The organism is Maridesulfovibrio ferrireducens (genome assembly GCF_016342405.1).
Taxonomy (GTDB): domain Bacteria; phylum Desulfobacterota; class Desulfovibrionia; order Desulfovibrionales; family Desulfovibrionaceae; genus Maridesulfovibrio; species Maridesulfovibrio ferrireducens_A.
The window spans coordinates 123,970-135,142 of record NZ_JAEINN010000003.1 but is presented as its reverse complement, the minus strand read 5'-3'; the positions used below and the strand labels follow the sequence as shown (position 1 = coordinate 135,142).

At 42.8% G+C, this 11,173-nt stretch carries 12 protein-coding genes; all 12 read right to left on the bottom strand.

Translation table 11 applies throughout. From position 1 onward, the window contains the following. Positions 1 to 23: 23 nt before the first annotated feature. Positions 24 to 827, bottom strand: coding sequence for a pyrroline-5-carboxylate reductase (proC, locus tag JEY82_RS04425; protein ID WP_304082991.1), 804 nt, complete (start codon positions 825 to 827; stop codon positions 24 to 26). A 1-nt stretch (position 828) separates the two neighbouring features. Beyond that, a complete protein-coding gene (ndk, locus tag JEY82_RS04420) occupies positions 829 to 1,248 on the bottom strand; it encodes a nucleoside-diphosphate kinase (protein WP_092161098.1) in 420 nt (139 codons plus the stop codon). A gap of 91 nt (positions 1,249 to 1,339) precedes the next feature. Continuing rightward, positions 1,340 to 2,134: an ABC transporter ATP-binding protein gene (locus JEY82_RS04415; protein WP_304082988.1), complete on the bottom strand. Its 795-nt coding sequence runs from the start codon at positions 2,132 to 2,134 to the stop codon at positions 1,340 to 1,342. Beyond that, positions 2,134 to 3,039 (bottom strand): ABC transporter permease, encoded by a 906-nt coding sequence (locus JEY82_RS04410; RefSeq protein WP_304082985.1) that lies wholly within the window; start codon positions 3,037 to 3,039, stop codon positions 2,134 to 2,136. Before JEY82_RS04410 ends, JEY82_RS04415 begins: the two co-directional genes overlap by 1 nt. A 98-nt stretch (positions 3,040 to 3,137) precedes the next feature. Then, the gene (locus tag JEY82_RS04405) at positions 3,138 to 4,088 is read right to left on the bottom strand and encodes an ABC transporter substrate-binding protein (RefSeq protein ID WP_304082983.1); all 951 of its coding nucleotides are present in this window, start codon (positions 4,086 to 4,088) and stop codon (positions 3,138 to 3,140) included. A 168-nt stretch (positions 4,089 to 4,256) separates the two neighbouring features. Further along, positions 4,257 to 5,522 (bottom strand): divergent polysaccharide deacetylase family protein, encoded by a 1,266-nt coding sequence (locus tag JEY82_RS04400; protein ID WP_304082981.1) that lies wholly within the window; start codon positions 5,520 to 5,522, stop codon positions 4,257 to 4,259. 17 nt (positions 5,523 to 5,539) lie between these two features. After that, complete coding sequence (locus JEY82_RS04395; RefSeq protein ID WP_304082979.1) at positions 5,540 to 6,820, bottom strand: S41 family peptidase; 1,281 nt, start codon at positions 6,818 to 6,820, stop codon at positions 5,540 to 5,542. Between the two features lie 70 nt (positions 6,821 to 6,890). Further along, complete coding sequence (locus JEY82_RS04390; protein ID WP_304082977.1) at positions 6,891 to 8,018, bottom strand: murein hydrolase activator EnvC; 1,128 nt, start codon at positions 8,016 to 8,018, stop codon at positions 6,891 to 6,893. A 13-nt stretch (positions 8,019 to 8,031) separates the two neighbouring features. Next, complete coding sequence (locus tag JEY82_RS04385) at positions 8,032 to 8,685, bottom strand: endonuclease III domain-containing protein (RefSeq protein WP_304082975.1); 654 nt, start codon at positions 8,683 to 8,685, stop codon at positions 8,032 to 8,034. Positions 8,686 to 8,697: 12 nt separating this feature from the next. Beyond that, entirely contained in the window at positions 8,698 to 9,570 is an 873-nt protein-coding gene (locus JEY82_RS04380; protein ID WP_304082973.1) for a 50S ribosomal protein L11 methyltransferase, read from the bottom strand. A gap of 112 nt (positions 9,571 to 9,682) precedes the next feature. After that, a complete protein-coding gene (locus JEY82_RS04375; protein ID WP_304082971.1) occupies positions 9,683 to 9,889 on the bottom strand; it encodes a hypothetical protein in 207 nt (68 codons plus the stop codon). A 70-nt stretch (positions 9,890 to 9,959) separates the two neighbouring features. Beyond that, complete coding sequence (locus JEY82_RS04370; protein ID WP_304082970.1) at positions 9,960 to 11,162, bottom strand: aspartate aminotransferase family protein; 1,203 nt, start codon at positions 11,160 to 11,162, stop codon at positions 9,960 to 9,962. Positions 11,163 to 11,173: the final 11 nt, after the last annotated feature.

Below are 11,173 nucleotides of genomic sequence, written 5' to 3'. Positions count from 1 at the left end.
GGTTTTCCCCCTTTGGTCTTAAACTATTTTTTGCCGAGTTCGATGCTGCGTTCATAGCTTTTGCGGACTGCGTCTATAATATTAGCGCGGGTGGCAGTGCGATCCAAGTGAACCAATGCTTGAACGGTAGTTCCTCCGGGGGAGGTTACCATTTCGCGCAACTGGCTGACGTGTTGCTTGCTTTCCTGCGCAAGTTTCGTAGAGCCTTCAAAGAGTTTTCCCACCATTGCGGTAGCCTGTTCTCTGGGAAGTCCGAGTTCTACGGCGGATTCGATCATCGCTTCCATAAAATAGAAGATATAAGCGGGGCCGGAACCTATGACGCCTGTGAAAGAATCAAACTGATTTTCGGTAAGTACGTATACATCGCCGAGCGGTTTGAACATTTCACGCGCAAAAGAAGCCTGGTCCTTGTTGATGTGTGAATCATCAAGACATACAGCGAATACTCCGGCATTAACCAGAGCAGGGGTGTTAGGCATAACCCTTACAACAGGGCATCTGTTTTCGCTGGAATCTTTAAGTGTGGTCACTGTTAGTCCTGCTGCTATTGAAACAATGCATTTGGACTCATCAAGTTCGGGCGCAATTTCTTCAAGAACTGCGACAGCGTGCTGCGGTTTGACGCACAGCACAATAAAGTCAGATTCTTTGGCAAGGTCGCGGGCAGTGTCGGTCTGAATCAGACCGGTTTCTTCCGCAAGAAGGCCAAGCGCCGTTTTATTCAAATCAAAGCCAAGTAGATTGATGTTTTCATCTCCCGCCATGCCTTTGATGATGGCGGCCCCCATATTGCCAGTGCCTATGAATCCGACTTTTTTAGTCATGCTAGTTCACCAACTCGAGGCTGCTGAAGAAGTAGGAAACTTCAACTTTAGCAGTGTCAGGTCCGTCAGATCCGTGTGATGCGTTAGCTTCAATACTTGCGCCGAAAGCTTTACGGATTGTTCCTTCTGCTGCTTCAGCAGGATTGGTTGCGCCCATGAGGTCACGGTAACGTTTGATAGCGTTGTCACCTTCAAGAACGGAAACAACACAAGGACCGGAAATCATGTATTCTACGAGTTCACCGAAGAAAGGACGCTCTTTGTGAACAGCGTAGAAACCTTCAGCCTGAACTTTAGTCATCTGGATCATTTTGGTAGCTTTGATGGTAAGACCGCTATCAGAGATCATTTTCAAGATGTCACCAATTTTGTTGTTCGCAACGGCATCTGGTTTGATGATAGAAAAAGTAAGTTCGCCCATTTTAAAATCCTCCAAAGTGTATTGTTTTCTGCGGTTTTTCGCATATTTCAGGGCTGTAGCCCTGCCCGGGAAGGAAGCATGATTGACTGCTTTAAGAAAAAAGCATCCTGTCAGTTGCCATACTCTCGCCACGAAGGGAGTAAAACCTTTCAAGAAGGTCCTCAACTTTTAATCCCGTCTTTTCCTTTCCGGAAATATCTAAAATAATCGCTCCCTGATGGAACATTATTAATCTGTTACCCATGTTAATGGCCTGATTCATATTATGAGTCACCATCAATGTTGTCAGGTTGTCTCTGCTGACAACGGTTTCGGTTATTTCAAGAATTTTTTTACCGGTTTTGGGGTCAAGAGCTGCCGTGTGTTCATCTAACAGCAGTATGTCGGGTCTTGTCATTGTTGCCATGATCATAGTCAGGGCTTGTCTTTGCCCGCCGGAAAGCAGTCCGACTTGATCGGTGAGGCGGTTTTCTAGGCCTAGCCCCAGTGTAGAAAGTTGTTCTCTAAAAATAATTTTATCTTTCGCACGTACTCCGAATCCAAGTCCGCGTCTTTTGCCTCTTTTGAGCGCAAGAGCCATGTTCTGCTCAATGGTCAGAGAGGTGCATGTTCCGAGTAGTGGATCTTGAAAAACTCTTCCCAGATTTGCCGCGCGTTTATGTTCAGGCCACGAGGTTACGTCTTGATTATTAATAATAATTTTTCCGCTGGAAAGGATAAATGATCCGGCAATAGAGTTTAGGAAAGTAGACTTGCCCGCACCGTTTGAGCCGATAATGGTTATGAAATCGCCTTTATCAACTTCAAGGTCAATTTCACGTAATGCCTGAACTTCATTTACACTGTTAGGATTGAAAGTTTTGACGGCTTTTTGAATGGTAAGCATTATGCGCGAAGCCTCCTTCCGAGAACATTAGCTTTGATCTGCGGAGAGACTAGTGCTGCGATAACCAGAACCGCTGTGACTAGGTTGAGGTCGCTGGGAGTGAATGCAAAATCACCGAATCTCATGCCTAGAGCCAGAGCAATTGCTATTCGGTAAAGTACAGAGCCGAGCACTGCGGAAATCATGGCGCAGGTGATTGTTTTTGTACCGAAAATTGTTTCGCCGATGATAACAGAAGCCAATCCGGCGATAATTGTACCGATTCCCATATTAACGTCGGCAGATCCCTGATTCTGTGCCACCAGTGCGCCGGACAGGGCAACCATCCCGTTTGATAAACCAACTCCGAATATAATCATCATGTCACGGTTTACACCTAGACTGGTGATCATTTTGGGGTTGTCTCCGGTTGCCAGCATCGCAAGCCCGAAAGAGGTCTTGAGGAACCAGATAAAAGCGATAAGTCCGGTAATGGATATAATCGCGAAAAGTATCGGGGTGGAAATATATGGTGCAAGTCCGGTCATTTCCATAAATTTGTCAATTAAAGTGTCTTGTCCGAGCAGTGTTATGTTCGGTCTGCCCATGATACGGATATTTATAGAATATAACGAGATCATGGTCAGAATAGACGCGAGCAAATGCAATATCTTGAACTTGGTGTTAAGTATTCCCGTGACAGCTCCGGCGATAAAGCCGGCACAGACAGCCATACTCATGGCTAAGAACGGATGATATCCGTTCGTGATTGCTACAGCTGAAACAGCAGCACCAAGTGGCAGACTGCCGTCAACAGTCAGGTCGGGAAAGTCTAAAACTCTGAATGTAAGGTATACTCCAAGAACCATCAGCCCGAAGGCAAATCCTTGTTCAAGAGCACCCATGAAAGCATATAAGCTGATCATTTTTTAAATAGGGGTAATAACGTTTTGTTTTTATAAAAAATAAAGGCGCGGTTTCTACCGCGCCTTTAACTCGATTGCGTGAATTTGGCAAATAGCAATTATTTGACGATTTCGTCAGCTCTGTCCAAAACTTGTTTTGGAATTGCGATTCCCATTTTTTTTGCCGCGTTAGGATTAATAAACAATTGAAGGTTCTGCAATGATTCGACAGGTGTGCTTCCCGGCTTAGCGTTTTTAGACAGTATGCGAACCGCCATGTCTGCTGTTTGAAGCCCCATGCGATAATAATCTAAAGCTAAAGCAGCTACTGTGCCGCGTTTTACAGAATCAGTGTCAGCTGAGAATATAGGCAGTTTGTTTTGTCTGCATACTTTTATAGCGGCTTCGAGTCCTGAAACAACGGTGTTGTCGAGGGGAATATATATGGCGTCACATTTACCGACAAGAGATTTTGCGGCCTGATATACTCCGCTGGAGTTGGCTATTGAAGCTTCTTCAACTTTGATGTCAAAGCTTTTGCATACTTCTTTAAGAACTTTAATCAGTACGACTGAGTTGGATTCTCCTGCATTATAGATCGTTCCAATGGTTTTGATCTTTGGCAGAAATTCTTTAATAAGCTCAACTTGGCGCAGTATGGGGCTCATATCCGTCATGCCGGTAATATTCTTACCGGGGATCATCAGGCTTTTAACAAGTCCTGCCGCAACAGGGTCGGTAACGCCGGTGAAAAGGATAGGGGTTTCTTTGATTTTCTGAGCAACTGCTTGCGCGGAAGGAGTTGTGATGGCTAAGATCAGATCAGGGTTTTCACCTTTAATCTGGTTAGCGATTTGAACATTGTTAGCCTGATTTCCTTGCGCTATATGAACATTATACTGAACATTAATTCCAGCTTCTTTCATGCGGTCTTTGAATCCTTCACGCATGGAGTCAAGGGAAGGGTGCTCAACTATCTGGGTTATGGATACTGTGTAGCTCTGGGCTAAATGGATGACTGGTACCGCAATCATGAAAATTAAAACCATAAAAAGTAGGATTTTTTTCATCCGTCATATACCTTTGTGTTGAAAATATTAATATAACTATCGGACTTTAAAAAAAACTATTCAATTTTAGTCCCTGCATGAATTTAATGGACTAAAAAAACATAAATTAAAGGACAAATCTACTTATTTGTTGTTTATGTTTATGAAAAAGCCTGACAATCAGCTTTTTTAGCTCTTTGGAACCAGATCCTTAACTGGGACTACTTTTATTTTTCCGTTTATTTCTACTGACCATTGCCTAATTGCTTCAAGTGTTTCGCGGTTCGGGTGACCAATCGCAATGGATTGACCCGTCTTACGTGCAATTTTAGCCGCTTTGGTTAATTGGAATTTAATTGCGGCTACATCTTTTACATTATCAAGAAAGATATTCCTTTCGTACAGAGTTACCTTAGCTTTTTTAGCTGCTTTGCGTGCCGTGCTCTTTGCTGTTGTGCGGCTGTCTAGAAAGAATATCTTTTTTGGGTGTAGAGGAATCATTACTTCCGACATTCCTGCAAGATTCTCAGTGAATCTTGACCCCATATGATTATTCAATCCTGTCGCATAAGGTACTTTATTCATTGCCGTAACGACGCGCTGCTGAATTGTTTTTGAATCCATACCAACGAGCAGTGAGTCTGCTCCCGGGTTTACTTTCGGGTATCCTTTGGGTTGCATCGGGAGATGGATCATTATCTCATTCCCGCTATTCTTCGCGATTTTGGACACTTTATTTACGTGAGAACTGTTGGGCCAAATGGAAAAAGTTACTTTAATATCAAGAGCAGCCAGTCCACGCGCGAAGTTTATGTCTTCTCCCATGTCGTCAATAACAATGGCCATTTTAGGAGCGTTGGGATCAATTATGACCGCAACAGGCTTTTCTTGTTGAACCGCTGTGTCTATAAAGAACTTATGGGTCGGAACTTCGTTAATACTGAGCAGCCAGCATCCTTCGGATACTTTGTGAATATTGGCCGACAGTCCTGCCGCACTAAGTCTTTTTTTTATGTTTTCAACGAAATTCAGCTTGTCTCCGTTAAGAGGAAATCTAAGTTGCTGAAAATGAAAATAGCGGCCCTGATGTTTTTTCAGGGTTACATCTTCCAATTTCAGGTCAGACATTGAGACGTCAGCTGATTTAAGAGTATTAATAAGGGATAAATCGGCAATCTTGACTAAATCTTCGAGGTCATCTTTTTCAATTTCCTCGTAGGGATTTGTAGCGTTTGCCGATATGAATCCTTGCTGTTCGTGAGGGATAGATTGCTTATGATCTGCAACGGTATCAGAACCGCTGTAGACCATTAAAGCAATGATCAGGCATATGAAAGTGGCTGTTGCAATTGTTGCAACAGCGATTCCAAATGGTTTTGAAAGGTAAGCCCGAATCCCCGGATTTTCTACCGGGGTTTCGGGCTTATTATTTTGGTCCGTAGTATTATTTACCACTTCAATTAACTCCTACGCTACTTAATTTCCTTTAAGCGGGGAAGCTGTTTCACCAGTTGTAGACTAAGTCTGAGCTGGTTATCTTTTTCAAGCATTTTTAGAGCCTTATCATTCTGATTTTTTTCTTTGCCGGATTTAGATCCGCCGTTATTTTCCAGATGTCTGCTCAGATCTTTTTCTCTTACTATGAAGCGGTCATCTTTATCGTCATCTTTGGACGGCGGGATGAAAGGATATACGATGTCAGGATCAATTCCTTCAGCCTGAATAGAGCGTCCGCTAGGTGTGTAGTAAAGCGCTGTAGTCAGTTTGATTCCTGATCCGTCAGCCATGGGGATGATGGTTTGTACAGAGCCTTTACCGAATGTGCGTTCACCGACAAGCAAAGCTCTGTCGTGATCTTTCAATGCTCCGGCAACGATCTCGGAAGCCGATGCAGAACCTGAATTAATAAGTGTGACTATAGGCACATCCGCATAGCTTGCATTTCCTTCAGCCATAAAATCTTTTCTGCTGTTTTTGTCGCGGCCTTCAATATAGACGAGGAGTCCTTCAGCTATGAAAGTGTCTGCGACTGATGCAGCCTGAGTGAGGAGTCCGCCGGGATTGTTGCGTAAATCCAGAACGATTCCTTTAAGTTCATTTGATTTCTTGTATTTTTTAAGAGCCTTGTGCATGTCGCTTGTAGTGTTTTCACTGAAGCGGGTAAGTCTTAGATATAAATAGCCTTTTTCAAGTTCCTGACTCTTTACGCTTTGAATCTGGATTGATCCACGGGTGATAGTTACTTTGACAGGCTTATTTTCGTTTTTATGGAGAATCGTAAGCACTACATCTGTTCCACGCTTACCTCTGATTTTGCCTACTGCTTCCATAAGAGAAATTGACTGTGTTGAAGTTCCGTCAATTTCAAGGATTATATCACCGGATTGAAGTCCGGCCTTGTAAGCAGGAGTATCTTCAATGGGGGAAATTACAGTCAAACGACCCTTATCAAGACTGATTTCAATACCGATGCCGCTGAATGCTCCACTGGTAGCTTCCTGCATTTCTTTGAAATCATCTTTAGAAAGAAAAGTAGAATGAGGATCAAGCTGCTCAAGCATGCCTTTGACAGCATCGTTGACCAGTTCTTTGCGGGAAATGTCTTCTACGTAGTTATGCTCAACTAAATCCAGTACCTGACTGAATCTGCGTAAAGGCTGAAAGCGGTCTTCATCAACGGCTTCAGAATTCTGCGGGGCAGCAGAAATTACGAAAAGACAGACGATAGCTATCATCCACAAAGTTTTTCTCATTTGTTCCTCCAGCGGGGTGGGTGCTGTATCTTGCGAAAGTTATTATTCATTTGAAAGTTATTACTCATTATTATCGGGAAAGCCATTTTTGCGGGTTAACGGGTTTCTGGTGAAAACGCAATTCAAAATAGAGTCCGGTACCTTTAAGAGCAGGATAATATCCTGTTTTTCCAATAACTTCATCCTTTTCAACTTCCTGCCCTGTTTTTACGAAGCTTTCCGAAAGGTAAGCATACAGGGAGTAGTAATTATATCCGTGGTAAATGATAACAACGCGTCCGAATCCTCTAAGGGTGTCATTATGAACGACTTTTCCCCAGAAAATGGATTTGACATCTATATTGCCATTGGTTGCGTAACCTTGTCCCCTCACAGGAGGTTTTGCCGAAGGTTTAAAGTTAATTTTAACCTTACCGTCACAAGGGGCCGGCAGTGATCCCTGAAAAGTAAGAATCTTTTTGCTGGTCAGACTTTTAAGTTTGTAATTCAGTTTGTTAATTGTATCAAGAAGAGCTTTTAATTCTTGCTCCCTACTCATTTTCATGGACCTGATCTGTCGGATTCCGGAAAGAAGGCTTAGTTTGTCTTTCAGTAAAAGGTCTTTTGTCTTATTGATCGACGTCAGTTTTTTTTCGGCTTTTAAACGAAGATGCTTTTGAACTTCAAGGTTTTCTGAAATCATTTTAGCTTTATTTTCAGCTTTGGTAAGTTCAGTTTTTGCATCTTTATAGATTGAAGCAAGCCATACAAAATTACGATCAGAACTTTCCCAGTCTTCAAGAGAACCGAATTTATTTTCGAGTTTTCGGGAATGAATAGGCCATAGCTTTGCCAGCATCAGCTTTAAGTTGCTTACTATCTTTTCCAGGTCATCCTGTAGGGCTGCATGTTCCTGTTTAGCTGCGTTTTCATCTGCAACAATTTTGGTCAGCTCGTCTTCGCTTCTGAAAAGTTTCCGCTCAATGTCCGTTATTCTGTCTTCAATTGATGCAAGTTCACCAAACATATCCCTTTCTTCGCGGGTTAGTTTTAATAAAACTTGTTTTTGTTGTTGAATGTGCTGTTTTTGATCTTTGATTTTTTCACGGATTCTGTTCGCAGCAGAACCCTCCGCCATCGCATAAGAAGTCGATAGCAGGGAAAAAGCAAACAAAGCTGCTGTAACGATCAGTATATGTCTAAAGGACACTTTAAGCATATTTCATAATGGTTCAGTTGTTGAGAAATTTTCCCAGTGGGCAGTTGTCACAATCGGGGTCAGTCTTCTTACACCATTCTTTCGCGGTCTTAACCAGAAGAGCATGATATTCGTTGAATAGTTGTACATCTTCTTTCAAAACATCCATAAAAAAATCTTGAAGTTCATGGTACTCAATATCCTCGTGGATTAACATATGTCTATTGAAAATTCTGCGAGTGTAGGCATCAACAACAAATATAGGCTTTTTCATCGCATAGAGCAGGATTGAATCAGCTGTTTCCGGTCCGATACCTTTTACCGAAAGAAGCTTTTCTCTCAGCGTAAAGGTGTCGAAAGAGGCTAAATCTGTAATGCACTCAGCAGAATTGTCATTTAGAAAATTCAGAAAATTGATCAGTCTTACAGATTTTATTCTGAAAAAACCGGAAGGGCGGATCAGTTCCTGTAATTCTTCTAAAGAGAGTTTACGGATTCCCTGAAGGGTCAGCGCATCATTTTCTTTAAGGTTATGAATTGCTTTTTCGACATTCTTCCAGTTTGTATTCTGTACGAGTATAGCTCCGACCGCTATTTCAAACGGAGTTTCACCGGGCCACCAATGGCATGGGCCTAAGGCCTTTGATAAGGCCTCGTAGTAGCCCATGAGTAAAGATTCTCTGTCCATTGTTTTTCTTTCTTAATTGTCAGTTGCGCCGGTATTTTCCCAGAGCAGGGCAGCCCATTCACCGTCTATGAATATTTCAGGAGCAGGCAGTCCTTTTGTGATATATGCCTTGGCGACACTTTCGGCTTGTTCGTTTAATATTCCTGAAAGAATCAGGATTGAGTTCTCTTTCAATCTTGCAATAACAGCAGGAGACAGTTCAATGAGCGGTCCGGATAATATGTTAGCAACGACAAGGTCATATTTTAGATTCTGATCAATGCAATCAGCGCTTCCGACGGCAAGGGTTATGTCGGATTCAACTCCGTTGTTTTCCATATTTTCAAGAGCACAGATAATAGATTGCGGATCAATATCGACGCCTGTTCCTTTAAGTCCCAGCTTTGCAAGGGCAATTGAGAGGATGGCGGAACCCGTTCCGAGATCAAAAAAAGACATCTTCGGATCAAGTTTGCCTTCACGAAATAGTTTACTGATTAATTCAAGGCAAAGAGCGGTCGTCGGGTGACTACCTGTACCGAAGGCCATTTTAGGCTCAATAACGATATGCATCAGCCCTTCGGTTTTGGTGTCCATCAACCACGGCGGCAAAATTTCAAACATGTCTCCACATACGATTGGTACGAAAAACTCTTTCCAGGCAAGTCCCCAGTTTTCGGCTTCAATTTCTTCGTGGATACATCCCGCTTCGGGCCACCGTTTTTTTATCTCCTCAACTATCTCTGTTCCCAGAGGATGATCTTCAAGATGTATGGTGTAAAAAATACTGTCATCATCAAGCGGTTCTTCTTCCCATCCATGAGCAACTCTTCCGGAAAGATAGACCTGACACTCGGCAATTTCTGTATCAGGCAGTGTGAATTGAATTTTAAGAAGTGTAGACATTTAGTCGCCTTATTTTGTTGTTAAGATATATTTTGTGCTGCAAAAAAGCCCAAATACTCACGTATGAAACATACGTTTTGTCCTTGGGCTTTTTGTTTTTCAGGATTTAGATCTATATCATCTGGTCTATTATAGTTCCTTTTCCGGTCACTCTGTTCATAAGTGAGGTAGCCTCTTTTGCAAGATCTGCTTCATGAGCCCTTAGTGCAGGGCCGTGCATATCATTAGCAACGTCAGTCCGCTCTGTATTGGTCGCAGGTATAAAGGAGGTGTCTTGAACGCCTCCCTCTACAGGGATGGAAAGGGCGATTGTATCCATTTCTGTCTCTCCAGTTTTTCTTATCTTATACTATAAAGATAAGTTTGGGTAGAATGATGGTCAAGTCGCATTAATCCATTTCAGCTAATATTTCATCAAGAGTATTAAGGAAAGATACGAGATCTGCACGCTCAATGGTAAGTGCGGGCAGAAGTCTTAAGATGATTCCCTTCGTGAGGTTAAGTATAAATCCTTTATCACGAAGTTTTGAAAACACTTCATTGCCGTCAAATCCGAGTTCAATTCCAAGCATTAAACCAAGACCTCTGACAGATACAATCTTTCCTGGATATTTGTCTTTGAGTTTAAGAGCCTCACTGATAAAAAAATCACCCATTTCTGCGGCCCTGTCAGCCAGTTTTTCTTCGGTCATTATGTCGAGAACCTTGGAAGAAACTTTGGAAACAAGTGCGCTGCCGCCGAATGTTGTTGCGTGGCTTCCGGGAGTAAATCCTTTTGCAACTTCATCAGTGGCAAGCATTGCTCCCATAGGGAGTCCATTGGCAAGAGCTTTCGCGGAGGTGAAGATATCGGGTGTAATTCCATAATGCTGATGAGCCCACCATTTACCGGTCCGGCATAGTCCGGATTGAACTTCATCAACTATAAGTAGAATATCTTTTTCTTTAACCAAAGCTACAATTTCTTGTACATAGTCGTGAGCGAGAGGCTTAATACCGCCTTCTCCCTGAACCATTTCGACCATGATAGCTGCTGTTTTGCCTGATACTGCCGCGGACATGGCTTCAATATTGCCCACAGGTACAGAGGAAAATCCTTCCGGAAGAGGCGAGAAGCCGTTTTTGATCGGACCGGTCTGACCGGTGGCCGTCAATGTTGCCAGAGTTCTGCCGTGAAAAGAACCTTCGAGAGTAATAATCTCATAAGCATCTCTGTTTTTAACCGTGCGCATATATTTTCTGGCAAGTTTGATTGCGGCTTCGTTGGCTTCAGCTCCTGAGTTGGAGAAGAACACTTTGTCCGCATCGCATGTTGCAAGAAGTTTTTCAGCGCATTCGACTTGTTCTTCCTGATAGAAAAGGTTGCTGACATGTACCAGCTTGCGAGCCTGCTCGGCCATTACGTCAGCAAGATCTTCACGGCAATGTCCCAAGTTTACAACTGATATGCCGGAAAGCAGATCGATGTATTCACGTCCTTCGAGATCCCAGAGCCTGCTTCCTTTGGCTTTGGTTATATCAACAGGATATCTGCCGTAAGTGTTGCAGATGGATTTTTTTGTGTTTTCAACAAGAGATTCATATTTAGTCATGACAATTTCAC

Bases quoted from the DNA above. Each gene is read 5' to 3' on its own strand.
- proC (WP_304082991.1), bottom strand. From the start codon at position 827: ATGACTAAAAAAGTCGGATTCATAGGCACTGGCAATATGGGGGCCGCC.
- ndk (WP_092161098.1), bottom strand. From the start codon at position 1,248: ATGGGCGAACTTACTTTTTCTATCATCAAACCAGATGCCGTTGCGAAC.
- JEY82_RS04415 (WP_304082988.1), bottom strand. From the start codon at position 2,134: ATGCTTACCATTCAAAAAGCCGTCAAAACTTTCAATCCTAACAGTGTA.
- JEY82_RS04410 (WP_304082985.1), bottom strand. From the start codon at position 3,039: ATGATCAGCTTATATGCTTTCATGGGTGCTCTTGAACAAGGATTTGCC.
- JEY82_RS04405 (WP_304082983.1), bottom strand. From the start codon at position 4,088: ATGAAAAAAATCCTACTTTTTATGGTTTTAATTTTCATGATTGCGGTA.
- JEY82_RS04395 (WP_304082979.1), bottom strand. From the start codon at position 6,820: ATGAGAAAAACTTTGTGGATGATAGCTATCGTCTGTCTTTTCGTAATT.
- JEY82_RS04390 (WP_304082977.1), bottom strand. From the start codon at position 8,018: ATGCTTAAAGTGTCCTTTAGACATATACTGATCGTTACAGCAGCTTTG.
- JEY82_RS04385 (WP_304082975.1), bottom strand. From the start codon at position 8,685: ATGGACAGAGAATCTTTACTCATGGGCTACTACGAGGCCTTATCAAAG.
- JEY82_RS04380 (WP_304082973.1), bottom strand. From the start codon at position 9,570: ATGTCTACACTTCTTAAAATTCAATTCACACTGCCTGATACAGAAATT.
- JEY82_RS04375 (WP_304082971.1), bottom strand. From the start codon at position 9,889: ATGGATACAATCGCCCTTTCCATCCCTGTAGAGGGAGGCGTTCAAGAC.
- JEY82_RS04370 (WP_304082970.1), bottom strand. From the start codon at position 11,162: ATGACTAAATATGAATCTCTTGTTGAAAACACAAAAAAATCCATCTGC.